A 25,079-nucleotide genomic window follows, 5' to 3' on the forward strand; every position below is an offset into this window, starting at 1 on the left:
CTGAAGCAAACTTGTCTCACGAATTTACGTGGATGAGCTTTCCTACTGCAGAAATGATAGAACATTTTTCCTTAGCCACATAGTGAGGTTTGTCATCAATTATGTCATATTACAAATTGTATTATCTGGGAATTGAATTTCTGTGATGGGATGATTTCTAGGCGCTGTCACACCGCGGCAAGCACGCGTTGCATTTCGCCGTTAAGCTGAGCCTTATCACAAGTGACGGCGAAAAAAGCTTGGAGATTAATGGATCGAATTGTACCCTTTGAACATAACAAAAACCCCTAAACCCAAAGGTTTAGAGGCTCTTAAATCCACACGCCCCACATTCCAAAATATTTCCCCATATAATAAGTGGGGGGTGGAAAGATATTCTTAACACACCGAAGCTATTACTATTTCTTATTACAAGTTTTATTTTTTATTTGCTTTCAACTGGGCTATGGGTGAAAGCTCTGTCAGGAACAACTTATCATCATTCACCCCGGCACTCCAATTTTCTAACCGATTTTAAGTTGTACAGAATAATTGAAGTTACGCATAACAGCATTCCTGCGATGATAATGAGAAATCCCGCCCCTCTGCCGCTTCCCGTCCCGATAATCTTTCCTACATTGTTCACAAGCAGTCCCCCGTCCACGAATAATGGAGTGAACACGTAATCCGCCAGCACACCGGAAAGCGTGTAGGCCGCAACAAATCCAAGCTGGGAAATAACCCCGATCAGTGCCCATGCCCTGCCCTGGACGGAATTATCTATGTTGGTACGGACAAGAAAATCCAGACTTACGTTTGCAAATGGCATCATGGCAAAAAACAGAAATCCTGAAATACCGATCAAGATCATATTTTCACGAAATCCGAATCCCGCCATAAACACCCCCACGCCAAACAACGATATCGCGAGCATGTTCACATACCCTTTTTTGATTGGAATAAATCCTATGATTGCACTGGATACAAGCATTCCCGTAGCGATTACGGTAATCATCGTTCCTACCGCAGCACTGTCCGTAAATGCAAGCAGCATCGGCATGGAAAGTGTTTCAATAATTCCGAGGAAAAAGGTCAGCACCGATGTCATGATCACAAGAACAAGAACGCCCTTATTATGCGAGACGGCACTCCAGCCGTCTTTGAATTCATGGATGAAAGATGTCGTTTGTTCGTAAGCCTTGGAAGCAAGTCCGCTGCGTACGGCAAAAGTAGTCGCAACGGTGACAAAAGCGGTGCAAATATCGATGATAAGCAGCAGCTTGATATCTGAAACAGTGAGCAATAATCCCGCAATAACAGGAGAAATCAGAAATTTGGCCGAGCCCGCCACTTGGACTAGGCCGCTGGCCTTCGTATACTGCTCCTTGGAGAGCAAGTCCGTAACCGTAGCTTTATACGCGGGGTCGAGCAGCGATGAGAAGATCGAGCTTATGGTAACACCTACGCAAATCTGCCATAGCTGGGCTTCCCCCTGAAGCATGCTAAAGAGGATGAACAGGATTCCTATCGCGGAAAGACTGTCGCCTAACACCATTAACAATCTGCGGTCATAGCGGTCAGCGAGCACTCCTGCGAAGGAGCTGAGAAGAAGCGACGGCATAAACGAAAGCAAGGTTACAAGCGCCATGGCCGATGCCTTTCCCGTCTGCTGGAAAACATAAATCCCAAGCCCGAATGACGTGAGCCCGCCTCCAATTGAGGAAACAAATTGTCCTGTCCATAGCAGAAGAAATTTACGGAAGGATTGTTCCATATTAATCACCACTTTGCCCTTTCCCTTTACCGAGCATCTGCTGCATAGCCTCCATCAGACTGCCGCTATCTGCCCCGAGCAGCCTTTCAATGTTGCAAATAAAAGCCGGCATTCGCGAAGCACGCTCCTCGTCCGTCATTACCACCCTGTCATCATCAAAGACGGCAGTCGCATAGATCACGACCATTTCCATGCATTCGTACGGGAACGGTGTGTTGAACAGCCCTTCTTCCATACCCTCGCGGATGATTCCGGTCAGTATGGGCGGAACGCCTTGGATGACGACTTTTTGTATCTTCTGATGCATAAGCGCATTCTGCGGTTTGTGAATATGCTCCATCATGTCCTTGCTGCTTCCGCCGCTTATGTTCAATGCCTTAACGACGCGGATCAAGCGCTCGACCAGCGGGATGCTTGTGTCTGCAGCCATTTCCTGGGCCTTGCCTAGAAGACAAACATTATATCGCTCAATTAACGCATCCATAATATCTTCCTTCGACTTGAAGTGGTGATACAAGGTGCCCCGGGCAATCCCGACCTTTGCAAGAATATCGTTGGTACTTGTACCGTCAAACCCCTTCTGACCGAAAAGCTCATCCGCCGCGTCCAGGATTTCGTTCCTGCGTTCCTCCGCTTCTTTTACAGTCCTCACGATTAAGCCTCCTTCTTCACCGACCGACTGTCTGTCGGTTATATAATAACATGTTTTTCTAACCTGTCAAGACAGGTCCGTCAGCCCGATAAAAAATTGAAACGATACGATAGTGAATGGTTAAATAGAACCTAGGCGAGTGTACAAATAGTGTGTATGATACCGTGAACCGGGAGGCTGAATGAATGGAAACTGTGATTCGGGAGTTCATGAATTAAAATCCAAGAATAGCTAACAGGAAACGCTGGTTGAGTCACCACAATTGGGCCCCCGATACTTCGATGACCTTTCGTATATGTTATAAAGGCTTGATCTTAGCTCCCGGGTCAGGTATAAAGATTGGGAATATGTGCCGGGTATGTCCTTTGAAGATGGGGGTAATCATTGTCCCGGCTCCGCTGTTGCACGTGAGGGAAAGGAAGAGGATGGTTGTGAACAAAACCGATCGGATGTTAGCCATCGTCATCGAGTTACAGCGTAAAGGCGTGCTGCGTGCCGAGGATTTGGCTGCCCGGTTCGAGACGAGTGTCCGCACGATTTATCGTGACATGCAAGCGCTTAGCGAGGCGGGTGTTCCTGTGGCGGGCGCGCCAGGTGTAGGTTACTCCCTGATGGAGGGCTACTTCCTCCCTCCGGTCAGCTTCACGGCGGAGGAAGCGGTGTCGCTGCTGATCGGGGCGGATTTCGTCGAATTGAGGCTAGACGCTGAATATGGCGCGAAGGCCCGCAGCTCGCAGGAGAAGATCGAGGCGATTTTACCGGAGAACGTGCGCGAGGAGACAGCTCGGGCGCGGTCGGTGATCCGGCTTCTGAACGAAAGGGCGGCGAGAACGCGCGGGCAGGAAAAAGAAACGTTCGAGCAGCTACGCCGAGCGATTCTACAGAAGCGCAGGATTCATTTTCGCTATTCCAAAAACATGCCGGAACCGGACGGTAATCGTCACAGCGAGCGCACGGCTGATCCTTACGGGCTCGTTTTTTCTCAGGGGGCGTGGGTGCTTGTCGCGTTCTGCGGACTGAGGCGCGACCTTCGGCACTTTCGGTTATCCCGCATGAATGAGCTCGTCATACTGAAAGAATCGTTTGACGTCCTTCCTGGGTTTCGTCTTCAGGATCACCGGTCTGCGGACGATCGGAATGTGATCGTGCGAATGCTGGTCGATCCGGCGGTCGCGGACCGGATTCAGGAAGCGGACAACTTCTATATGGAATCGTTCGAACGAGGGAAGGAAGGCTGGCTGGCAACGTTCCGCGTCCGGCGGATCGAGGAGCTGCTTGGATGGGCGCTTGGTTGGGGCGCAGCGGTGCGGGTGCTGGAGCCGGAATCGCTGCGGGAACGAATGCGTGAGGAAATTGAAAAGATGCTTGAACACTACTGACAGACCGGTGTCAGTAGCCTTGTTGTATGCTGAAGCCAGCCTAAGCAAGAAGGAGTTGGATTCGGTAATGGATACGAAGGAAACGTTGCATAAGTTCAAGGAGTTGGTCAGTGGCTATATTCGGGAATTGGAGGGCTTCAGCCTTGAGCAGCTTTTGTGGAAGCCCGCAGAAGACGAATGGTCGCTTGGTCAGATGCATGTGCATTTGATCCATTCCGCACAGTTCATGCATTTGCGGAATGTCGCGCTGTGTCTCGCGCCGAACGGCAATCCGACGGTTTCTTCGACAGGAAAGACTAAGCAGGGGGAGGAAGTGTTCAGGGCGGGAAGCTTTCCGCCCGATCGCATCCAGGTTCCTCCATCGCCTCAATACACACCGCCGCAACCGGAAAGTAAGGAACAACTCGTGGATGGGCTGCGCGATACGGTTCGTCGGATGACCGAGATCGAACCGGCGATGGCGGCGTTTGATCCGGCTTCCCAAGCAATATCGGACCCAGGAAAGGATACGGCTTTCGAGCCTGTGCGAAATACGGTTGGCCATCCGCGACTTGGCGGGTTGAATGCGCTCGAATGGTTCCAACTGATCGAAATGCACTATCGCCATCATTTGCGGCAGAGGAAGCGTCTGGATGACGCCTGGAGGGCGGTGCATGTGTGAGGTCAGGCAAGGTGCTGGAAAGAATCGAAATGCCGACGCTTTTCTAAACGACATAGAGAGGGAGCGGGTGAGTCCGTCTACTCCTGGCCAAAGCTGAGCCTGCCGGGTGAATGTTCATTCCCGAGCGACGGGGATGGCGATCCGGAAAGTGGAAAGCCGCGCTATTGGATCGGCGTCGTCTCGGCGTTGCACGTGCAGCTAGGGGTTCGGGGCGGCTTCGCCCAGATGTGTCACGGCAAATCTGCGCCGCTGCGCAGGATGCAGCCGGGGGATTGGCTTGTGTACTATTCTCCTCGCACAGAGATGGGAGGCGGGGAGCCGATGCAAGCATTCACGGCTGTCGGCAGAGTGGCAGACGATTGTGTATACGAGTATGCGATGTCCGCGACGTTTGTACCCTTCCGCCGGAACATCGAGTACGTTCCCTGCCGGGAAGCGAGGATCGTGGACTTGCTTGACAGGCTTTGCATCACCCGCGGCAAGCGGAATTGGGGGTACCCGTTCCGTACCGGCCACTTCGAGATCGGCCGTGAAGATTTCTTGACCATCGCGGAAGCGATGCATGCGGACTTCGGATGACAACGGAGCCGGTTCCCACGAACAACCCGTGATTGTGGGCAGAAGCTACTTCAATATCTGGAACGAAACGATTGTTCCTTCGTTAAGTCTGCTCTTAATATGCAGCCCTTGTCCGTAAAGCTGCTTCAGTCGCTGGTCGGTATTAATCAGCCCGATCCCTTGCCGACCCGGATCGGACCTGCGTTCAAGAATGCGCTGCACGGTCGTTTTGTCCATTCCAACGCCATCGTCTTCTACATGCACCTCCGCGCTGTGCTCGTACTCGGCAATACGGATGATGATTTTCCCTCCGCGCTGCCGTCTCAAAATCCCGTGCCGCGCCGCGTTCTCGACCAGCGGCTGAATGGACAGAGGCGGGATGAGCATCTCCAAGGATGCTTTTACGTCCAACTGCACCTGAAGGCGTTCCTCAAACCGTTCCTTCTCAATCGACAAATAGGCTTGGACCAGCTCCAACTCGCTCCTCAAGGACACGAGTTTGTCCGAGTTCTTGAAGTCGAAGCTGGCGTGCAAATATAAGCTGAATGCATCCGCAAGCTTGCGCATACGATCCGTATCGATCTCGCTGAGCGCGACGATGGAGTTCAGTGTGTTGAAGAAAAAATGCGGCTTGATTTGCGCTTGCAGCCACGCTGCCTCAATGTACATTCGATCGCGGACAGCAATCGTCAGATCGGTAAGTGCTCGAATTCTCGATTTTAGCTCCAGCGTGTTCGTTGGCTTAATAATGTAGTCGTTGGCCCCCGCGAGGAAGCCGGAATGAATATCCTCCGGCTGACTGCGCGCTGTAAGTAATAGCACGGGGAGCTCAGCTAGGGAATAGCGCTGCCGGACTCGCCGGGTCAGCTCGTAACCGGACATACCGGGCATCATGACATCGATGATCATAATGTCCCATTTGACAGTATCCAACAGTGCAATAGCTTCGTTTCCGTTTATAGCTGTGCCGATAATATATGGCTCGGAGTCCAGTATATGGGTCAACACACGTAAGTTGACCGGATCGTCGTCCACTACGAGTATGCGAATTTTGTCGATGGCCGGAGACGGCGGCTCGTTGAATACCGGCAATTCGGTAATATCGGCCATCTCGGTGGCTGCGATCTCTTCATTCGCGGACAAGTACGCGAAATCTAGCGAAGGACCGTCAAGCTTCGACGCGTCCGTCGTCATCGCGAGCGGCAGCGTGAAGATAAAGGTCGATCCGCGATTCGGCTCGGATTCAGCATGAATCTTCCCGCCTTGCAGCTCGACGAGTTGCTTGCAGATGCTCAACCCGAGCCCGATGCCGCCACCCAGGGAAGTCACGCTCGAATTGGCTTGCTCGTACGGGTGGAAGATCCTTTGCAGCATCGTTTCGTCCATCCCGATCCCGGTATCGGAAATGGCGATGCGGGCGTATCCTTCGTGAATGGCGGCATCGATTCCGATACGGCCCTCCGTCGTAAATTTGACCGCGTTGTGCAGCAGGTTAAACAAAATTTGCGACAGTCTGTTCTCGTCCGCCAGCACCGGGGGGAACGAGTCCGGAATATCGCTCTCGAACCTAATCGGTTTGCCTTCCAACATGAACCTCAGCATGTCGATCACGCCGGAAGCCACCGCCTGTATGCGGACAGAAGCCGGCTGAATGTGAATGGAGTTTTCTTTAAGACGACCGATATCAAGCAAATCATTCAGCAGAAATGACATACGGCGACCGACGGATATGAGTAAAAGCAAGCTTTCCTTATGCTTACTTTCCTTCCGGGCGATTTCGTCGTTGAGCACCGCCTGAGCGATATTGAGCATACCGTGAAGCGGGTTGCGAAGCTCGTGGGACGTATGGGCAAGAAAATCGTCCTTACGCTTGTCGGCTTTCTGCAACTTCTCGGTGAGGAACCTTAACGCTGTCGTGGAGTTGATATGGCGTTTGAACCAATATGCAGCTATAGCCAGTACGGTAAATATTAAATCAAACGGATAATAGCCGATATTGGGAAAGAAATAGGTGTTAACGATGCCCCATATTGAGTTGATGGCAATCGTTATTCCTCCGATCAGCAGGAACATCGCATCCCGATTGCCTTGTTTGGCTGAGCGAAACGCCAAGGTTGGAACGGCAACAACCGTGAACAGGTATAAAGGAATGTTGAAATATCCTAATTTGAACAGCGGTTGCAAAGGTAGAAACAAGACAATGCCGACATAAAGCAAGCAGATGTAATCGAACCAGCGGTAACGGCCGGATGATGTGCGTTTCACCGTAAGCAGCATTGCATTTTTGAACAAAAAATAGATGATGCCAAGATAGGATAGATGGAATAGCCGGATCATCCAGTTATAGTTTATCGGCAACCAGATTTGTAGCAGCCGCTCATCATCGATAAGAATCGAGATAATGGTGCTGACGATCAACATAAAGAAGCTCAATAGTCCCGGAATCCGACCGCCAATGAACAGGAGCAGGCAAGCATAGAAGGCGTGTATCAACAAGACGGCGCAAACAAGCAACTGCATGCTGCGGGAGTACCATACGTTCTTCTCAATCGCTTGCCCGGTGCCGATCAGGATGGGAGAAGTGATGCCTCCTTTGGAATAGTCATAATAATTGGCAACTTGGATGACAACTTCAATGATTTCTCCGTCGGGATAAAAATAGGCGTAATAAGGCACTTTGCGCGCTGTGGAAGAATCGATGTCCTTACCCGGAACTCCGGAATGAGCCAGCAATTGTCCATTAATATATAGCTCGGAAGCGGTTGGAATGGGCGGCACCCGAATGCCGAGCAGTTGCTTCTCGTTTGCATGAATATGGATGAGAAGCCGGTATGAGCCGTAGCCAATCGGCGAATGTCCTGCCGGATTTAATGCCTGCCCCCAGTTGCTTGGCACTTGAATAGTAGTAGGTTTTGGCGGTGATGGAAGCTTTCTGTAATCATTCATATAGAATGCATTCGTGTAAAACTCCCACTCTCCATTCAAAGGAATCGCCTGGTTCGAAGAATAGTCCCAGGTGGTGAGATCGATGGTACCCTGAATGGTATTGGGATGGGGCGGAGGAGAGTTCCATGCGACCCAGACGAGACGGATACTAGTTAAAATCAGCAGGTATATGCCAAGAATAAGTAAGATTCGCTTTGTTTTCATAACTATCCATATTCGAAAATTGATGAACATTCCCTTTGTAAGGGAAGTTCGACGAGCAGGGTCATCTCGGTTTTCGGCTTTTGCGGAACGCCCGTATAGCGAGATAGATCAAAAATCCAAAAGGACCGAACATGAGGATCAGGAACAACAGAACCGATTGTATCGGCAGCGGCACATAACGATGTGCCATATTGTCCCGGTATAAGTAATGGCCGATCACCTGATCGAAGCAGAGTACATGCAGCCACACGAGAAGGGCGAAGTCGGGATCGGATAATAGTCGGACGACCCCTTCGGACGAACCGAAATCGTTAACGAATCCTAGGCCGCCCTCCGCTATGACGGTTATGATGCCGACGGCATACAACAGGGCAAGGTATAGGTGGAAGACTCCCGTATTGGCCAGGAACCGGGTGAAGCGCCACTTAGGCAGCAGGATCAGAAGCAGCCAGCCCAGCATCGCAATTCCAGCAATCGAAAATAAGGCTTCAATCATCGTGAAAGTCCTCTATCTTTCAAAAGATTAAAGAGCGGTGCGCCACCCGTCGATTTAAGCAGCCTGCGAACGGAGAGCGCGGCGAAAGCAAGCCATACGAGCAGCATGACGCCGGTTAGAGCCGGGAGCGCAGTCAGTTCGAACATCGTTTGACCGAGAGCGGTTTGGATGAAGATGAGAAGGATCGATATCGTCCAAGCGAGGCTGCCTGCGTGTATCCACCTTCGGGCAATCTTCCCGTCTGAACTTGCCCGCTCAAGCAGCCAACCGAGCAGCGGAAGTGTTTGCAGCGCATGGAAGCCTAGCCCGTGAAGGACGATTAGATTGCCGGCGTCTCCTGTATAGCGGCTCATCCCCGCAATCATCCATAATCCTCCGGCGAAGGCGACCATCGTTGACACGAACGCATAGCGGATGCCCAGCACAAGCAGCGGACGGGCTACAGGTCGATCTTTTCGGAAAAACGGGATCGCAAGCAATACGGTGAAGACGATGATCACAAGCGATTCCAGACCGAATAAATAGCCGAAAATCGAATCGGCGATCGTGCCGACTTTTGTGTACCGGGGATTGATGCCGCGAAAATGCTGGATCGTCTCTACTGCGTATGAGTAAAGACCTCCTATCATAAATACCCATCGGAACAATGCCCGTTTGCGAGAATCGCAGACGGATAACGGTAAGATCGCGGCAATGGACAGGATAAATACCCCTAATGCGGCATTAAACGAAAACGCGCTTTCCAGGTTCCCTTCCGGCAGTACGGCGGCTCCATTTAATCCGATATAGAGAGCAGTGATTGCGGCTAGCGCAAAGCCTAGTAGACCTGTCATGATGAGCAAGCGCTCGCCTGCGAACAGCCTCCCGTTCAGTTCCTTGGCGGCATTACGGTTATTTTCAAATATGAAGTTCATTGCATTCTCCCCTATTTCGTTCGGATGAGAACACAATAAACCCTATTGTAACTATAGAGTCAATCGTTTAATGACGGGAACTTGCAGCTCGACGATAAATTCCTCAGGCTTAGTCATCTGGGTCATATCCACCAAGTATAGCTCTATTGCCGGACCACTCTCTTCATACCCGTTGGTCCTCATCCACTCGCGCGTTTTACCGTAGATTCGTTTGCAGGATTCTCCATTAGGTAAACCGCCGTAGAGTGCCGTAATGTATTCTCCTCCTTCGATGTTCCGAGTGAAGGCTGCCATACTCTCTCCGCGTTCGACGGGAATACACACTTCAATATCGGAAGCTTCATCGTTGTCGAAGGTCATAATATTCTCATGGTATACAGACATGATATAACCATTAGGAATTAGGCCGTTGACGGCCACCTTCTGAAAAAGCTCGGAAAATCGGGCGGTCGAAGGTTCCATGCCGCGAGCATGGCGACCGCGATCAAACGCAACATAACGGTCGGGATATCGCTTCAACTCCACAAGAACGTCAAGCTCCTTAAACTCATCGCTGAGCGATTGAAGATAGTTCACTTGCTCCATTCTTTGTTCGATAGCCGCCGTGATCTGCTCTAGCCTGCGAACCTCCTGCAAAGTTTCCGCATGCTTGGCTTCCATCATCTCCATCATGCTGTTTAGCTTATTGCTTTTTAACGTGTGAGCGATTTCCTCAAGCGTGAAATTTAACGATTTCAACCCTTGTACGACTTTGACATGCAAGAGATCGAGATTAGAATAATACCGGTAGCCGGTAAACTTATCCGTTTCGCTCGGATTGACTAATCCGAGCTTATCGTAGAAGCGAAGTGTCTGAATGCTTAAATTGCATATTTTCGACGCTTGGCCAATGGAATACAGTTGATCCTTTCGCACGAATCGCTGCTCCCTTCACTGGCGACCCTATTTGGCTGCGCTCTTATTTTATTCTAGATAGCGAGAACTAATTGTCCGGAATCACAAAGGATACAGTTGTTCCTTTGCCGGGATTACTAAGGATTGACAGACCCTGACCATACAACTGAATCAATCGTCGATTCGTATTTGATATTCCAATCCCCCCGGTTGCCTTCCGAATTGGATTTAACAGCTGCATAACCTGCTGCTGTTCCATACCCCTACCGTTATCCTCCACTTCAATGAGCGTGAAGCCGTCTTGGCGGGCTATCCGAAGATGAACAGTACCGCCTAGACTACGACTCAGAAGGCCATGTCTAACAGCATTCTCTACCAGCGGCTGAATGGAGAGTGGAGGCAGATGCAGATTGATATCCGGTTCTACCTCCCATACGACGGACAGCCTGTCCTCGAACCGTTCTTTCTCAATGTATAGGTAGGATTGGACAAGCTCCAACTCATGGGGAAGACTAACTAGCTTCCCGCTATTGAGGTAGTCAAAACTAATTCTTAAATAGGATGTAAATGCCTGACCAAGATTTCGCATTCTTTCCGTATCGATATCGCTTAGTGCCAGAAGCGAATTAAGTGTGTTGAACAGAAAATGGGGATGGATCTGCGCTTGCAAATAGGCAGCCTCCATGCGTAATCGTTCATTGATGGATTGCTTTAGCGACACCAGCGCACTGATCCGGTACTTTAGTTCAAGAGAGTCAACAGGTTTTGTAACGTAGTCGTTGGCTCCCGATGAGAATCCGGTGTAAATATCCTCAGGCTGACTGCGTGCCGTAAGCAGCAAGATCGGAAGCTCGGAGACCGTAAATTGTTTTCGAATTTCCCTCGTCAACTCGTAACCGGACATATGGGGCATCATGACATCGATAATCGCAAGATCCACGGACGACGTTTCTAGCTTGGTCAGCGCCTCTTTGCCCGATAGGGCCGGGACGATAAAATATCGTTCCGCTTGGAAGAGGCTTGTCAACACCTTAAGATTCATAGGATCATCATCAACGATTAAGATCTTAGGAACTTCAGATTCGGGCGGCAACGCCTCTTGAGGGAGATGCCAACCCGAATCAGACGAAAGGGAGGGTGCCACTAGTGGAAAGCCTGAAGCGGTCGACCCTTCGTTGGGTTCAATCTCTTCCCGAGCTGCAGCCGTCTCCAAAAGCGCCATGGAATCGGGCGAAGCCAACGGAATCGTGAATGTGAACACAGTCCCTTGATCCGGTTTCGAATGTACGCTAAGAAGACCGCCGTGGAGCTCCGTAAGCTGCTTACAAATCGAGAGCCCGAGTCCGATACCGCCCATCCCGTGAACGCCTTGCTCATAGGCTTGGAAAATGCGCTCCTGAGTCTCGTTATCCATCCCTAATCCAGTATCGGCGACATGAATAGACGCCATCCGGTTATTTGCTTCGGCTGATATGGTAATCGAGCCAGTATCGGTAAATTTGATCGCATTATGAAGCAGATTATAGAGAATTTGAACAAGTCTCTTTTCATCTGCATAAATAGACGGAAACGTATCCGGAACGTCCATTTTCATTCTGAGTCCCTTTGCTTCAGCCAAATAGCCAAGCAACGAGAAGACACCGGGCACGATAGACTGGAGCGCGACTCGCTCTTGCGTCAGTACAATGCGTTTATCCTGAAGTCTCGATATATCGAGTAAGTCGTTGATCAATTGGGACATGCGTTGACCGATTCTAAGCAGTAGTTCCATGTTAGCGTTATTCTGCGGACGAATGGTTTGGCGTTCCTCGTTTATTACCGTCTGAGCAAGACTCACCATCCCATGAAGCGGGGTCCTCAGTTCATGTGCGGTATGCGCCAGGAACTCATCCTTGAGCTTATCATTCCTAAGTAACCGCTCGTTAAGTTTTACGTTGTCTTCTGCGTTCCGGAAATAATTCTTGAACCAGTAGGTGGAAAAGGTAACGAGAGCGGCAAGCATATCGAGCGGATAAAACTCGGTCGTTAAGTATCTCTGGAGTACTCCCCCAAATACGCTAAATACAACACTGGTAGCAGCCATAAGTAGAAGAATATCATGGCTGTTCTGTCGGACTTTCTTTACAAACAGCACTAAGACCGCAGCGAACGGAATGATATAGAGAAACGAGAATATGGAGTACCAATTGTAAACGGCCTGAACGGACGCTCCAATCAGGAAGAGCGTATATAACCCAAGAACGATGGCGTACAGGCGAAATAAAAGTGATTTCCATGAACCGCCAACTAGCTTTAGAGTCATTGCAAGAATGCAAAAGGTTAAATAGACATACGATAACAATCCTATCTTGACCCGAGCGCTATACGTAAGTGGCAGCCATTGCAGAAGAATACGATCCGATACAGTTACAATCGTGAATCCGGCGCAGATAAACAGCAGGAATGCGATGAGAAGCATTTTCTGACGCGGATTGATTGCGAACATGATAAGGGCATATACGGCATGAAATAAGAAAATGACAAAAGTCACAAGCTGCAAGTTGATCGTAAGGGAGCGCTCCCCTTCAATCTTAGCTTGTGAACCAAATTTGACGGCTGATGTGATACCGCCGGAAGAAGGATTGTCGAAGTTGGCGACTTGCACGAGTAAGTCAATTACATAATCGCCATTCGCAGGGTAGGATACCGTATAGGAGTGAACATTCGGCTTATAATCTTGCGGACGGTCGCTTAGTACACCGAGATGGGCCAATTCCTCGCCATTGATCTCGACTCTGGATGCAGTCAGGATATTGTCGAACTCAAATCCATAGGGCTGAGTCGCAGTTCCGTCAACCAGAATCTGGAGTCGATAGGTTCCGAATCCGTACGAAGCGTCATTTTTGGAATCTAATGCCTTCCGCCAATCTCCAGGGGCTTGAATATAGCGGGAGGGGACACCGTTTCCTTCGAGCAAATTCGCACGGGTTACGAATTGACCAGGGTAAAATAACCATTCACCGTTTAATGGGACGATTCGGGAATGTTCAAAATCCCAGCCTCGCATGTCAAGCGTGCCATTAACCGCTTGGGGATGCTCAGGAGGGGTGTAATGTAAATACCAGATTGTGCGGCTAACAAGCAATAGCAATATAAAGAAAAAGAGTTGGACGAACGGATTTTGAAAAAAGGGCTTTTTCTTTTTTATCATAGTATCAAATATAATACGACGCGAATAATTTGGTTTCCTTTCGCTTCGCCTCATAATTCTTCTAAATGAGGTCAAGCAAACGAGAAATACGTCGGCTCCAACTGTAACCTTCCGTTCATTTTCAATTCAAACAAGACCCTTATATTGTCCCTAGATGAATGGGAGGAGAAAGCTTATGCGTGTATTTCTTAGTCGATGGGCAAAACGCGTGGCCATCACCGGTATTATCCTGGTAATTGTTTTAGTCTTGATCGGAGTCCTCTATGAACAGGCGGCTCGCAGCCGGGCTGCTAAGGATTTCCCGGCGCCTGGAAGGCTTGTGGACATAGACGGTCGCCAGATCCATCTGAATTGCGAGGGTCGCGGCACGCCGCTCGTCGTGCTTGAGGCGGGTGCCGACACAAGCGGTGCTGCGCTATGGGAACCCGTGCAGAAGCAGGTCGCCCAGTTCACGCGGGTTTGCTCCTATGACCGGGCCGGCATTATGTGGAGCGATCCGGCTAAGGGGCGGCGGGACAGCCTCGCCATTGCCGAGGATCTTCACAAAGTCCTGCGTGCCGCCAATGAACGACCGCCTTATGTGTTGGTTGGTGCGTCCATGGGCGGTCCATATGTCATGACGTTCACCAAGCGCTACGGAGAAGAGGTTGCCGGGATGGTTCTGGTCGACGCCTCGCATCCGGAACAGACCGCGCGGCTCGCTCAGGCCACTGGAGAGCCGGAGAGCGATCCGATTCCATTCGCGTTTCGCGCTCTCGCGGCCATCGCGTGGACCGGTTTGCCGAGGCTCGTGCTTCCCGATGCCGAAGTCCCGGAATTGCCGTCCCGGACGGCTGAAGCCATCACGGCCTATCAACCGACATCGCTCGCAGCCGCCTTCGCGGAGGCAGCCGTATTCGAGGACTCGCTGCGCGAGGCCGGCACATTGCGCACCCTCGGCAACCTGCCCCTTGTCGTGCTCTCCAGAGGAAAGCCTTGGAGCGCTTTCAGCGAATTCGAACAGACCGCAAGCGGCCTCACGCGCGAACAGTTCAATCGTGCGGAGACGGCCTGGGCGAGCATGCAGGCCGAGGAAGCCGGTTGGTCCTCCAACAGCACGCACCGCGTCCTCGAAGACTCCAGCCACGTTATACAGTTGGAGCGCCCGGACGCGATCATTGCCGCGATCAAGGAGGTCGTTGAGAAGGTAACGCACGGAGATGTAAGTCCCTAGCAGAACATACCGTGAGGGATTCTAGTAAACGAAGTTCTGCCGGGTGCAACTATCCAACACCGCTTTTATTGCCGATATCTACTATTGTGAGACAAGTCGATGGTGGATCGGTAAAGATGGATGGAAAGGAGTTTATCATGGATCTATTGAGTTATCCGATTGGGCAATTCGCAGCGGTGCAGGAGCCTACCGATGAACAACGTACACAATTTATCGAAGCCATAGCCGAAATAACGGACAAGTTTCGTCAGGCGATGGATGGGTTGGGGTTAGAACAACTGAAAACTCCCTACCGACCTGGGGGATGGACTGTTCAACAAGTTGTTCATCATTTAGCCGACGCGGGGATGAATTCCTATATTCGTTTCAAACGCGGTTTAACCGAGGATCGCCCAATTGCAGGAACATTTCGAGAAGACTTATGGGCAGAGTTGAACGATTACATGGATACGCCGGTTGAAACATCTATTATGCTTCTGGAGGCTCTGCATACCAGGCTTGCGACACTATTAGTCGGCTTGAAGTCGTTGGACTTTAAACGCTCGGTTATTAGTCCAACACACGGCGAAATGACGTTAGACGTAGCCCTTCAGAGATATTCGTGGCATGCGCGTCACCATATCGCCCAAGTAACTTCTTTACGAGAACGCTTGGGATGGAAGAAGTAACAGCTTGCCTTATGAGAGAACAAGAGCCGGAAGGCTACATGCCCTCCGGCTTCCCTCATAATACTAATGAATGCGAACCTTTATTGGTTTAAGTAACTCCCTTTAATTCGTTAATGTAAAGATCTCATCATGTTCTTTGAAATACTGTATTTTACTCGAATAATTTTGTTCTGCTTCAGTACTTGTCAGTATACTGCTGGAAGCTAACAAATCAAAAAATGACTTTAGCATCTGTTCTGAAATACGCATCGGAAGACTCTCGGAAGTAATCATCATTCTTTGTCCGTCGATGAGAATAGAAGCGATTTTTTCAGATTGAACAAGCTCGATCTGTACGCCGTTCTTGTCTATGACCACATACATTTCCTTTCCGTTTCCAAACCGGATATGCTTCACTTCCGCTCCGTTTGCCAACCGACTCTGCATCTCTTTCATAGAATAGCCCGGAATGGGGTCATTTCTCAGCAGCCAGTCGGCAAAATCTTTGGCGTCGACATTGTCCGTATCGTATTTTTCCCAAGCTGCCCCGTGATCCTTGCTCACCATTATTGAGTTATCATTGGTTACGCGCAGAATCATCTCATTGTCCATATAGACGGCCTTATACTTTGAAGCGATAAGCTGGCCTATCAACTGTGGTACGTCCGATTTGTGAAAATTTAAATCAATCGGCATGAGTGCTGCAGAAGCTTCTCCTTGATATAAGGCGGGCGCAATTTGGGCCACAGGCTCTTCGGGACTTGGAGCCGCTTCCGTTTTATCTAAAGCAGAAGTCGCAAAGACCGCAACCGTCCCGGACACGATCGCAACAGCGAGCAGCATCGCCAATTTAGAGATTTTCTTGGTTTTCATAATGGATATAATCCTTTCTTCAATGGAGTTCTTGGAGAAATGACTAACGATTGGGGACAGTCCGCTTTTCCTTTCTTCCAAATGGACAAGCGCCCTTGCATAAGCAGGCTTCATGCCCTCCCCGTATGTCCGTATGACCGCTTCATCGCAGGATAGCTCTATGTCACGATTGGCAAGGAAATACATCAGCCACACGACAGGGTTGAACCAATGTACACACAGGCCAGCGGCAAGCAACGCCTTTTTTAGCGTGTCAAATCGTTTGATGTGAATATATTCGTGGGTAAGGATGAGCCCCAGTTGTTCTTCATCGGTATAATCGATAGGTTTGGGCAAGAGGATCACAGGCCGCAAAATACCGTAGGTGAGAGGAGTCAAAATTTGATCTGACCTTCGAATTTGCACCTTTCGCCATAAAGGATTTGATTTCTGCCATTTTTGGATAAAATCATTTTCAATCGGCAGTGACATCTTATAGTTAGTACGGCCCCTAAAATGCGGGATGATAAAAGACAAAGCGCATAACGTAAAGCCAATAAGCCATGCCAGTACAAAAGGCGATGTCGATGCGATCGGCTCCAGTGGTACGGTTGGTGTGATCATGCTATCGGTTAGGGGTGGGATATTAACCGTTCCGCCATTCGATAAGGGTGAGCTTTGCGCTAGGGGAATGCTCTCTTGTACGGTAAACATTCTGCCTAGGTCGTTAACTATCGTATAAATACTAAATTGCGAATGAACGGAAACAGGAACAAGCAGTCGCCATAACGCAACTCCCCAAAGAAGGATAAAGGTCATTTTCGGAACCTTATGAAGAAGCAGTGTGCGAAAGCCTATCACCACAAGAATGAAGAGGGAAGCCGCTACACTCATTTCAAGCAACAACATGTCCCACCTCATTCCAATCCCTCAATCAGCTGCTTGAGGCGGCTAATTTCCTCAGATGTGAGCCGTTTCTGCCCGAGAAGCGAAGCAATCAGCCTGTCGGGAGCGCCATTATACATTTTATTGATGAGCTCTGTCGTTTCATACTGCTGCACCTGCTCTTGCGTCACCCTCGCACGGCAAACGAAATTCGGCTCCTGCCGCTCAATCGCTCCTTTATCCAGGCACTTCTTGATGACGGTGTAGGTCGTTGTCTTGCTCCAACCTATTTTTTCCTTCGTTATTTCTGCAATCCTCTTGGCAGTCGTATCCCCTTCTCGCCATAAAATCTCCATAATGTTCAGCTCGCTGTCGAACAGCTTCATACTCATAGGAAAGCACCTCGCTATCGTTCTACTGCAATAGAATGCTATGCTTTTATTCTACTCCAGTAGAACGTCAGGGTCAAGTGAGTTTAAGAAGGCTTGCTCAAGCCGCTCCTTGTTTACCCCAATTCAAACCTTTTGATTTCGAGTAAAAAAATACATCGCACGAGGCACTTTGCCTGCAATGCGATGTATTCTAATTAAATAGTTCCTAATCATACCCCGAAGAAAGCATCCTTTTTGATATTTTGTTTAGATACTTGATTGCTTTGTAGATAGCTGGAAACCGACTCTACCATGGACTTCGGTCCCGCAATATAGTATTTACCCTTGTTCTTATATAAATTGCTGAACTTGAGTATCTCCTGATGCAATTCGTCCCTTGAATCCAGATAGGTTACTCTAGTAGAGGTGCGCTTGGCAATGCCGTCAAGCTCATCCTTAAATAAGTATTCCTTATTTCCATCCATATAGAGAAGATGAATTTGTTTCTCGCCTTCACTCCGCGCTGCTTCAATTTGTTTTAAAATCGACCGAAACGGTGTAATGCCGATCCCGCCTGCCATCAGGAGTGTCGGGCTGTCCTCATTAAGATAAAAAGATCCCACAGGTCCGCGCATCGTGATGTTCATACCTTGTGTGAGCTCCAGCAACGATTGCTTATACTCGCTCTGTTGTTTACCGATACGTGTTGTAATTTTGACCACATTCTCTGTTGGAGCAGATGATACGCTGAATGGGTGCGTACCGTTTTTTATGGACTTATGTGTAATGCTGAACAGACCATACTGCCCTGCTTTCCAGGTTAAACCTTGCTCTTTGTCAAACACAAACGTATATACATCGTCCGATTCCTTATAACTTTCTACGAACCGCAATGCTCTCTTTTTGAAAAAAGGCATGAAATGGTCTTGAACAAAACCCACTATCTCATCTCCTTCAACATCGAATGTCTCCGCCAGCTATTTAGGATTCAAACACCATTACAAGCTTATCGATCCATGCCATCCAACCATACTTAGCCCCTGCAAGCGCTTGTGCATTCGAAATTCCGGTTTGCTCGAGATGCAGGTTCACTTTGCCGTCCCCTAGATCCTGTATCGTTAACGTAACCTTATGTCTCTCATCTCCGACCACCCAAGAGAATGACAACAAATCCGGTTCGTCCACGATAAGAACTTCGCTGTCTACGATGCCGTTCCAATATTCGTTCGGTTGGTGGCGGAACTGGAAGCGATGTCCGACGACAGGCTTAAAATCATTATCCGTAATCCACTTAGCTAGCTTGCTTGAATCGGTCAGGGCCGACCACAGCTTCTCAACCGATGTCGTGAATTGAAAATCCATGTTTAGCGATAAACTCATTCCGCATCCTCCTCTAAATAGATGGCTCAAACGCACTCATCTGCAGCAACGAATCAGTTGATAAGACACTATAAGGTGTCTGATTAATTATAGGTCACCATTTGGTATCGAGTCAATAAAAAAGGCGTCCGTTAAAACTCGATAGCTTAAAGATTTTGACCTTATAATTCAGTGGTGTTATATTACATGTATGAAATATTAATTGCGAGGTCTCTCTATGAATCAGCTTTCCAATGTAGAGTTTATGCTGTTGCAAATGATCGCGGAATGCAATCAAGCGTCGGGTTACGATATCGATAAGTTAGTCGATCAGCGCGGGTATCGGGAATGGGCGAATATCGGCACAACTTCGATATACGCGGGATTGAAGAAATTGGAGGGCAAAGGATTGATTAAATCCGAGGGTTTCGGCGGGAAATCAGGCAAGGGGCCTATGCCGATCCGATTTTCCATGACGGAAGCAGGTATGACAACCTTAAGCAAGGAAGTCCTCGTCAGCCTATCCTCTTCGCGCGAGCGCGACAACCGATTCGATCTCGGTCTTGCCGCTTTACCTTTTGTCGAGAAGAGTGAAGCCATTGAAGCTTTGCGCAAAAGGCTGGGTTTTCTTGGAGAGGTATTCCTAAATTTAAGGCAGAAATGCGAATCGCAAGGCGGCGTTCGATTGCCGCTGCACGTAAGGGCGCTTTTCCGTCATCCGATGAGTCTTATCGAGAGCGAGCAAGCGTTCGTCGCTAATCTAATCAACGAATTGTTGGAGGAGTCGAAGGAGCATGTCCACAATAATTGAAGGTTTCGTTCCTTTTCAAGGGGAACATTGCGAGACGACAACAATGGGCAACCTGCTTCAATTTGCTGGCGTTCGGTTGTCAGAGCCGATGCTGTTCGGACTTGGGCAAGGCTTGGGATTCATTTATTGGGATTCGAAGGGGATGAGCTTTCCTTTTATCGGAGGGAGGGTGAAGCCGGACGAGCTGACCGCATGCCTAGCATCCCGGCTCGGCTTAACCGTCAAGACGCAAGAAACCTCGTCGGTTGACAAAGCGTGGCAGAACGTACGGAGCTTAATAGAACGTGGAGTTCCGGTAGGGCTTAAATTAGACTCCTATTACTTGGACTACTTCACGAACAAAGTACACTTTGCGGCCCACTATGCGGTGATATATGGCATGGATGACGAATACGCCTATATGGCGGATACAGGACAGCAGGGGGGATTAGTGTCGACGCGTTTGGCGCATTTGGCCATGGCTAGAAACGCCAAGGGGCCCATGAGCTCCAGGAATCGTTCCTTTACCATTGAGCCGATCGTCACCCTTCCGCCGCTTGAGCCCGCTATACGAACATCCTTAACCAACAATGCGCAGGACTATTTGAATCCTCCCATTCGAAATATAGGGAATAAAGGCATTATTAAAATGAGCCGTGAAGTTCTGAAGTGGCCTTCTCGCAGCAAGAACTTGGAGCAAGATCTAATCTTAACCGCGTTATTAATGGAGAGGGCGGGAACCGGCGGCGCTTTGTTTCGAAATCTATATCGGGATTTTCTAAAGGAATGCGTGGATCTGCTTGGAGAACCCGGAGTAGAACGGGCATATGAGTTGTTTACAGAAATAGCACCAATGTGGACAAGGATTTCCTCTTCGATCGACCGTGCGGGAAGAACGGGAGACCATCAGGAGCTATACCGTGTTTCTGATCTTTTGCTCGAGGTCGCGGATAAGGAACGTGCAGCCATGGAGCTCTTATCGGCAATTTAACAAAAGGCCTCGAACGCAATGAACTTGCCCAATACCGCTACGGCTAGCTCGCTCGAAGGATCGGCAAGACCCGAAGGGAAGGCCTTCGGGTTGCCCCCCTCGATAGGCCAGGTTAGCGACCTGTCTGGCGATGGGAATAGGGTTTACAGATTTTAGCACATCGTGTATAGTTGTATGTGCAAACAATTTACCATCTATGTTTAACTAGAGATGAGGTAACGGGATGCTTCAGAATTATTTGAATGAATGTATGTATTTCACCGCAACCCGGCTAAGCAGGGTTATCACTAAGGTCGTCGAAGAGGAGTTCGCCAAATGCGGGTTGTCGCCAACCAGCGCTTTTTTGATATTGGCGGTCATTGAAGACGAAGGGATCTCCCAGAAGAAGCTAGGCGAAATTCTTCATCACCAACCCTCGACCGTAACCCGTCTAATAGAGAAGCTTGTCGTTAAGGGCTACCTGTACAACCGTGTCGAAGGGCGGATGTCGCTCATATATACGACAGATAAGGGCAAAGCATTGGAGCCGGTTATTCATGAATGCTGGAATAATCTTCGCCTTTGGACATATGATAAGCTGGGTGATCAGGAAGCCGACGAGATGACCGCCAGATTACTCGCTATTAGTGAGCGGCTAGAGGCGAAGTAATCATTTTTTCCGCAAACATTTGCTTGTGCAAACAATTAAATGAAAAGAGTAATAAAAAAATTCGAGGAGGATCACTATGCATTCAAATCAAAGCTTGAGAAAACCAATTCTGGTTATCGGCGGCACGGGAAAGACGGGAAGACGGGTTGCGGACCGCCTAACCACGCTGGGAATACCTACACGCATCGGATCGCGAAGCGGCTTGCCTCCATTCGACTGGAAGAACGCATCTACCTGGGAAGCGGCGCTCGACAATACGTCAGCGGTCTACATTACGTATCACCCCGATCTGGCGTTGCCCGAAGCGGCCGACGAGATCGCCGGATTAGCCAAGCTGGCACAGGAGAAGGGAGTGCGCAGGCTGGTCATGCTGTCGGGCCGCGGCGAGGAAGGAGCTAGTCAAAGCGAGCTGGCGTTGCAGAACTCCGGCGCGGATTGGACGATCTTGCGCGTTAGCTGGTTCTGCCAGAACTTTAGCGAAAGCTTCCTTCTGGATACCGTGCTTAACGGAATCATCGCGCTGCCTATCGGAAGTGTTAAGGAACCGTTTATAGACGTCGAAGATATTGCAGACGCCGCAGTAGTCGCGTTAACCGAAGAGGGGCATATCGGTCAAATCTATGAGTTGACAGGTCCTCGACTGCTTACCTTTGCGGAAGCGACAGAGGAGATCGCTCGGGCAAGCGGGCGGGAGATCGCCTATGCGCAGATCACCAAGGAGCAGTTCGTCTCCGGGCTGGAGCAGGAAAATTTACCTCCCGACTTCACGAATTTGCTGATTGAGCTTTTCACGGAAGTGCTGGACGGCCGTAACGCCTATTTGACGGATGGAGTTCGGAGGCTGCTGGGCCGTGAGCCGCGCGATTTTCGGGATTATGCCCGAGATACTGCCAAGACCGGCGTATGGGGGCAGGTGAGAGAGAATGGCTAACTGGGTATTTAACTTAAGCTTCATAGCCGCCGTAGGGACCGGGATGGTCGCAGGCGTACTGTTCGCCTTCTCGGCATTCGTAATGAAGGCTCTCTCTCGGATCTCGGCCGTCTATGGCGTTAGCGCAATGCAATCGATCAACATCGTGGTGCAGAATCCGCTATGCTCCTTATTGTTCTTCGGAACGGGCCTAATCAGTCTTACGCTTATCGTCATGGCTTTGCTCGGATGGGGGGACTACGAGGCCGGTTATCTTTTCGCGGGCGGTTTATCCTACGTGTTCGCCTTGCTTGTCACGGGAGCGTTTAATGTCCCCCTGAACAACAAGCTTGCCAGCGTAAAGCTTGATACCCAGGGTATTTCCCAAGTGTGGGATAGGTTCTATGCCAAATGGATCGTCTGGAACCATGTACGGACAGCAGCTTGCGTTGTTTCTAGCGTGTTCTTCATCTTGGCGATGCTGGAGCAAATATAGCAAAATTATAAACCGGGAAGACACGATCAGTTGGCGTCTTGCCGGTTTTTCCTAGGGATACGATAATGACGCAGGCTCCCGCTCAGTGGAGAGCTTGAATGCCAGATTAAGTGTCGGGTGAATGTCATAGACAATTGGAAGTGGTTTATCGATTGACTTTGAGAATAATTATCATTTACGATTTGTTTAGACGGAAGTGAGAGGAGAACTCGCATGGCGCATCATCGAGGGGAGGAAGCCGGGACGCCGAACGGCAATACGCTTGGGAATGCCTGAGTTCAGTTGAAGGAAAGCATTCGCGAACGGGAGAGAAAGGCGTTTCAGCTGAAGGCGCAGAATATTCTGCTGTCCGAGAGCTCGGACATTAAGCCGAACCCGGAGGCGATCCTGGCGGCGAAGCCGGACCTGATCGTTCTGCTGGCTGAACCCTCCAGCAAAGGCTCGATTGATCGAGGATGGATATCTACGATCAGGGTGGGCTAAGGGGCTGCACCCCAGACTCGGGATGCGGATATTCTTGTGCAAAGACAGCAATTAATAAGAAATGATGCGAATGATTTTGATTTATAATCAGAGAATCAAGACATGATAAACTTATGCTGCTTACAAACCCAATTGGAGAGGATGCTGTCTCATGGCTACGCTTACGCCGTATATTTTCTCGCAAAATGCAAGGGAGCAGGCCGCCTTCTACGTCGAGTGCTTGGGAGGAGAGATAGGAAATGTCGGGACCTTCGGCGATTTGCCGAATACTCCTGAGCATATGAAGGACCGGGTGCTGCACTTAGAGCTGAAGGCTGCCGGCGTTCCGATCTTCATGTGCGATGCCGAGGCCGAGGACACCGTAATCGGCAAAGGGCTGACGCTGAGCCTGACTTTCCCGACGGAAGACGAGGTTTACGCGGCTTTCGACAAGCTGGCGGAGGGCGGCAAGGTGACGCAACCGGTACGCAAGGAGTTCTGGGGTGCGTTGTTCGGGCAACTGACGGACAAGTTCGGCATTCAGTGGATGATCACGAGCGAAGCTCCACCGCAACCGTAAGACTAAGGAACAATTCTTGAGCCGAACCGTAAAGCGGTCTCCCCCAAGCTTGATCGCACCGGCCATCTGCGCTTCCACCGCCCTCCAGGCGGACTAAGCGTAGATGGCCGTTTTCCCATTCGACTGAAGATTGTTACGCTATCGGGTAGCAACAATTCATAAAGGCTGCTGCCTGCGGCGACAACGGATCATTCGTGCGCGTACAGCACCAAATCGGGTTGACGGCAGCCGCATCCGAAACATCGAGTCTCACCAGCGATCCTGCTGCGATATGCTCTTGAATTTCTAGTGAGGATGCCAAGGTGACGCCAAGCCCCGCAATAGCCGCGCGTATCGTTTCCTGCGGGCCGCTGAACTGGAGAGTGGCCTCGGGCGGCGCAATGCCTCTGGCACGGCATAAAGCAAACAAGGTATCCCGAGTGGAGGATCCGGGCTCGCGCAATACGAACGTGGTATCGCGAACAAGTCGGCTTAGCGGCACCGATTGGCCGACGAGCGGGTGGTCCGGCGTTGCAACGATCGACAGCGCATCCTCCAGCAGCAGATCGCAACGAACATCGGGCGGGAACGTCCGAATGCTGCCAATAATGGCGATATCCGCTTCGTAACGGAGCAGCCGTTCACAGGCAATCTGCGCATTGCTGGTCATCACCGTGCAGGCTACATCAGGGTAGGCTGACCGAAAGCGGGCTAGCATGCGCGGCAATAAGAAGTTGGCGGGCAAGTAAGTGGCGGCCAACTTAAGCGAACCTAATCGGCCGGTGCGAACCGCCTCCATAGAGGAGGAGATATCCGCTTCCAGCGCGAACAAGCGGTCTGCCTGTGCCGCCAACCACTCGCCGGCCTCCGTCAGAACAATCCCCCTGCCCTGCGAACGCGTGAGCGGGAGACCATGAGCCTTCTCCAGATTGCGAAGCTGCACCGTTACAGCCGGTTGACTGATGTGCAGCTCCTCGGCCGCACGTGTTACGCTGCCTAGTCTGGCGATCGAATGGAAGACGCGAAGCGCATGCAAGTTCAAATCCAGTCACCTCACATTACATAAATAATATTTATATAAACTTCATTAATATATATTTTTATTATCCTTTGTCGCGTTCTATTGTAGTTGTAGATGGATGCGAATGTAAAGTCCAGCGGTATGATGTCAAGTCCCTGAATTGAGCGATTTGGAAATTTTCTTGAGCAGAAAGCGTGCGAGTCAGGGAAAAAGGGCGCATCAAACCA

General features: G+C 50.0%; 24 protein-coding genes. 12 read left to right on the forward strand and 12 right to left on the reverse strand.

Features of this window, described 5'->3' with window-relative positions:
- Positions 1–478: 478 nt before the first annotated feature.
- Both ACFO1S_RS09530 and ACFO1S_RS09535 read right to left on the reverse strand, forming a co-directional pair.
- Complete coding sequence (locus ACFO1S_RS09530) at positions 479–1,753, reverse strand: MFS transporter (RefSeq protein WP_204605010.1); 1,275 nt, start codon at positions 1,751–1,753, stop codon at positions 479–481.
- Position 1,754: 1 nt separating this feature from the next.
- Entirely contained in the window at positions 1,755–2,405 is a 651-nt protein-coding gene (locus tag ACFO1S_RS09535; RefSeq protein ID WP_204605011.1) for a TetR/AcrR family transcriptional regulator, read from the reverse strand.
- Between the two features lie 431 nt (positions 2,406–2,836).
- On the opposite strand from ACFO1S_RS09535, the gene ACFO1S_RS09540 reads away from it, so the two are divergent.
- The 3 genes from ACFO1S_RS09540 (at position 2,837) to ACFO1S_RS09550 (ending at position 5,024) form a co-directional block, all read left to right on the forward strand.
- Positions 2,837–3,784, forward strand: coding sequence for a helix-turn-helix transcriptional regulator (locus ACFO1S_RS09540; protein ID WP_204605012.1), 948 nt, complete (start codon positions 2,837–2,839; stop codon positions 3,782–3,784).
- A 67-nt stretch (positions 3,785–3,851) separates the two neighbouring features.
- The gene (locus tag ACFO1S_RS09545) at positions 3,852–4,445 is read left to right on the forward strand and encodes a DinB family protein (RefSeq protein ID WP_204605013.1); all 594 of its coding nucleotides are present in this window, start codon (positions 3,852–3,854) and stop codon (positions 4,443–4,445) included.
- 99 nt (positions 4,446–4,544) lie between these two features.
- Complete coding sequence (locus tag ACFO1S_RS09550) at positions 4,545–5,024, forward strand: EVE domain-containing protein (RefSeq protein ID WP_204605041.1); 480 nt, start codon at positions 4,545–4,547, stop codon at positions 5,022–5,024.
- 45 nt (positions 5,025–5,069) lie between these two features.
- Here ACFO1S_RS09550 and ACFO1S_RS09555 read toward each other — a convergent pair whose 3' ends face one another.
- The 5 genes from ACFO1S_RS09555 to ACFO1S_RS09575 all read right to left on the reverse strand — a co-directional run bounded on the left by ACFO1S_RS09555 (position 5,070) and on the right by ACFO1S_RS09575 (position 13,701).
- Entirely contained in the window at positions 5,070–8,153 is a 3,084-nt protein-coding gene (locus ACFO1S_RS09555) for an ATP-binding protein (RefSeq protein WP_204605014.1), read from the reverse strand.
- A gap of 61 nt (positions 8,154–8,214) precedes the next feature.
- A complete protein-coding gene (locus ACFO1S_RS09560; RefSeq protein ID WP_204605015.1) occupies positions 8,215–8,649 on the reverse strand; it encodes an ABA4-like family protein in 435 nt (144 codons plus the stop codon).
- Positions 8,646–9,563 carry a hypothetical protein gene (locus ACFO1S_RS09565; RefSeq protein WP_204605016.1) on the reverse strand — a complete coding sequence of 306 codons (918 nt, stop codon included), beginning with the start codon at positions 9,561–9,563 and terminating at the stop codon, positions 8,646–8,648. The genes ACFO1S_RS09560 and ACFO1S_RS09565 overlap by 4 nt, the downstream gene beginning before the upstream one ends.
- Positions 9,564–9,614: 51 nt before the next feature.
- Positions 9,615–10,478: a MerR family transcriptional regulator gene (locus tag ACFO1S_RS09570; protein WP_204605017.1), complete on the reverse strand. Its 864-nt coding sequence runs from the start codon at positions 10,476–10,478 to the stop codon at positions 9,615–9,617.
- Positions 10,479–10,545: 67 nt separating this feature from the next.
- Positions 10,546–13,701: a sensor histidine kinase gene (locus tag ACFO1S_RS09575; protein WP_378126677.1), complete on the reverse strand. Its 3,156-nt coding sequence runs from the start codon at positions 13,699–13,701 to the stop codon at positions 10,546–10,548.
- Between the two features lie 265 nt (positions 13,702–13,966).
- Between ACFO1S_RS09575 and ACFO1S_RS09580 the strand changes: the two genes are divergently transcribed.
- Positions 13,967–14,860 carry an alpha/beta fold hydrolase gene (locus ACFO1S_RS09580; protein WP_204605019.1) on the forward strand — a complete coding sequence of 298 codons (894 nt, stop codon included), beginning with the start codon at positions 13,967–13,969 and terminating at the stop codon, positions 14,858–14,860.
- Between the two features lie 137 nt (positions 14,861–14,997).
- Positions 14,998–15,528 (forward strand): YfiT family bacillithiol transferase, encoded by a 531-nt coding sequence (locus ACFO1S_RS09585; protein WP_204605042.1) that lies wholly within the window; start codon positions 14,998–15,000, stop codon positions 15,526–15,528.
- Positions 15,529–15,630: 102 nt separating this feature from the next.
- Here the strand turns inward: ACFO1S_RS09585 and ACFO1S_RS09590 are convergent, their stop codons facing one another.
- The 4 genes from ACFO1S_RS09590 to ACFO1S_RS09605 form a co-directional block, all read right to left on the reverse strand.
- Positions 15,631–17,268, reverse strand: coding sequence for a M56 family metallopeptidase (locus ACFO1S_RS09590; protein ID WP_204605020.1), 1,638 nt, complete (start codon positions 17,266–17,268; stop codon positions 15,631–15,633).
- Between the two features lie 8 nt (positions 17,269–17,276).
- Positions 17,277–17,636: a BlaI/MecI/CopY family transcriptional regulator gene (locus tag ACFO1S_RS09595; RefSeq protein WP_204605021.1), complete on the reverse strand. Its 360-nt coding sequence runs from the start codon at positions 17,634–17,636 to the stop codon at positions 17,277–17,279.
- A 209-nt stretch (positions 17,637–17,845) separates the two neighbouring features.
- Entirely contained in the window at positions 17,846–18,556 is a 711-nt protein-coding gene (locus ACFO1S_RS09600; RefSeq protein WP_204605022.1) for an FAD-dependent oxidoreductase, read from the reverse strand.
- 40 nt (positions 18,557–18,596) lie between these two features.
- Positions 18,597–18,995: an SRPBCC family protein gene (locus tag ACFO1S_RS09605; RefSeq protein WP_204605023.1), complete on the reverse strand. Its 399-nt coding sequence runs from the start codon at positions 18,993–18,995 to the stop codon at positions 18,597–18,599.
- Positions 18,996–19,212: 217 nt separating this feature from the next.
- On the opposite strand from ACFO1S_RS09605, the gene ACFO1S_RS09610 reads away from it, so the two are divergent.
- The 7 genes from ACFO1S_RS09610 (at position 19,213) to ACFO1S_RS09640 (ending at position 23,852) form a co-directional block, all read left to right on the forward strand.
- Positions 19,213–19,785 carry a PadR family transcriptional regulator gene (locus ACFO1S_RS09610; RefSeq protein ID WP_204605024.1) on the forward strand — a complete coding sequence of 191 codons (573 nt, stop codon included), beginning with the start codon at positions 19,213–19,215 and terminating at the stop codon, positions 19,783–19,785.
- Positions 19,769–20,755, forward strand: coding sequence for a BtrH N-terminal domain-containing protein (locus ACFO1S_RS09615; RefSeq protein WP_204605025.1), 987 nt, complete (start codon positions 19,769–19,771; stop codon positions 20,753–20,755). Before ACFO1S_RS09610 ends, ACFO1S_RS09615 begins: the two co-directional genes overlap by 17 nt.
- Before the next feature lie 223 nt (positions 20,756–20,978).
- Positions 20,979–21,404, forward strand: a complete 426-nt coding sequence (locus ACFO1S_RS09620; RefSeq protein WP_204605026.1) for a MarR family winged helix-turn-helix transcriptional regulator — start codon at positions 20,979–20,981, stop codon at positions 21,402–21,404.
- A 76-nt stretch (positions 21,405–21,480) separates the two neighbouring features.
- Entirely contained in the window at positions 21,481–22,335 is an 855-nt protein-coding gene (locus ACFO1S_RS09625; RefSeq protein WP_204605027.1) for a Rossmann-fold NAD(P)-binding domain-containing protein, read from the forward strand.
- Positions 22,328–22,810 carry an anthrone oxygenase family protein gene (locus ACFO1S_RS09630; RefSeq protein WP_204605028.1) on the forward strand — a complete coding sequence of 161 codons (483 nt, stop codon included), beginning with the start codon at positions 22,328–22,330 and terminating at the stop codon, positions 22,808–22,810. Before ACFO1S_RS09625 ends, ACFO1S_RS09630 begins: the two co-directional genes overlap by 8 nt.
- Positions 22,811–23,092: 282 nt before the next feature.
- Entirely contained in the window at positions 23,093–23,293 is a 201-nt protein-coding gene (locus tag ACFO1S_RS09635) for a hypothetical protein (protein ID WP_204605029.1), read from the forward strand.
- Between the two features lie 151 nt (positions 23,294–23,444).
- Complete coding sequence (locus tag ACFO1S_RS09640) at positions 23,445–23,852, forward strand: VOC family protein (protein WP_204605030.1); 408 nt, start codon at positions 23,445–23,447, stop codon at positions 23,850–23,852.
- Between the two features lie 133 nt (positions 23,853–23,985).
- Here the strand turns inward: ACFO1S_RS09640 and ACFO1S_RS09645 are convergent, their stop codons facing one another.
- Entirely contained in the window at positions 23,986–24,873 is an 888-nt protein-coding gene (locus tag ACFO1S_RS09645) for a LysR family transcriptional regulator (RefSeq protein ID WP_204605031.1), read from the reverse strand.
- Between the last annotated feature and the right edge of the window lie 206 nt (positions 24,874–25,079).

The sequence above is a fragment of the Cohnella boryungensis genome, assembly GCF_042651945.1.
In the GTDB taxonomy this organism is placed as follows: Bacteria; Bacillota; Bacilli; order Paenibacillales; family Paenibacillaceae; genus Cohnella; species Cohnella boryungensis.

Coding starts and splice junctions, on each gene's coding strand:
- ACFO1S_RS09585 (WP_204605042.1), top strand. CDS start 14,998: ATGGATCTATTGAGTTATCCGATTGGGCAATTCGCAGCGGTGCAGGAG.
- ACFO1S_RS09595 (WP_204605021.1), bottom strand. CDS start 17,636: ATGAGTATGAAGCTGTTCGACAGCGAGCTGAACATTATGGAGATTTTA.
- ACFO1S_RS09590 (WP_204605020.1), bottom strand. CDS start 17,268: ATGTTGTTGCTTGAAATGAGTGTAGCGGCTTCCCTCTTCATTCTTGTG.
- ACFO1S_RS09625 (WP_204605027.1), top strand. CDS start 21,481: ATGCATTCAAATCAAAGCTTGAGAAAACCAATTCTGGTTATCGGCGGC.
- ACFO1S_RS09575 (WP_378126677.1), bottom strand. CDS start 13,701: ATGAGGCGAAGCGAAAGGAAACCAAATTATTCGCGTCGTATTATATTT.
- ACFO1S_RS09605 (WP_204605023.1), bottom strand. CDS start 18,995: ATGAGTTTATCGCTAAACATGGATTTTCAATTCACGACATCGGTTGAG.
- ACFO1S_RS09555 (WP_204605014.1), bottom strand. CDS start 8,153: ATGAAAACAAAGCGAATCTTACTTATTCTTGGCATATACCTGCTGATT.
- ACFO1S_RS09565 (WP_204605016.1), bottom strand. CDS start 9,563: ATGAACTTCATATTTGAAAATAACCGTAATGCCGCCAAGGAACTGAAC.
- ACFO1S_RS09620 (WP_204605026.1), top strand. CDS start 20,979: ATGCTTCAGAATTATTTGAATGAATGTATGTATTTCACCGCAACCCGG.
- ACFO1S_RS09560 (WP_204605015.1), bottom strand. CDS start 8,649: ATGATTGAAGCCTTATTTTCGATTGCTGGAATTGCGATGCTGGGCTGG.
- ACFO1S_RS09640 (WP_204605030.1), top strand. CDS start 23,445: ATGGCTACGCTTACGCCGTATATTTTCTCGCAAAATGCAAGGGAGCAG.
- ACFO1S_RS09615 (WP_204605025.1), top strand. CDS start 19,769: ATGTCCACAATAATTGAAGGTTTCGTTCCTTTTCAAGGGGAACATTGC.
- ACFO1S_RS09610 (WP_204605024.1), top strand. CDS start 19,213: ATGAATCAGCTTTCCAATGTAGAGTTTATGCTGTTGCAAATGATCGCG.
- ACFO1S_RS09630 (WP_204605028.1), top strand. CDS start 22,328: ATGGCTAACTGGGTATTTAACTTAAGCTTCATAGCCGCCGTAGGGACC.
- ACFO1S_RS09530 (WP_204605010.1), bottom strand. CDS start 1,753: ATGGAACAATCCTTCCGTAAATTTCTTCTGCTATGGACAGGACAATTT.
- ACFO1S_RS09545 (WP_204605013.1), top strand. CDS start 3,852: ATGGATACGAAGGAAACGTTGCATAAGTTCAAGGAGTTGGTCAGTGGC.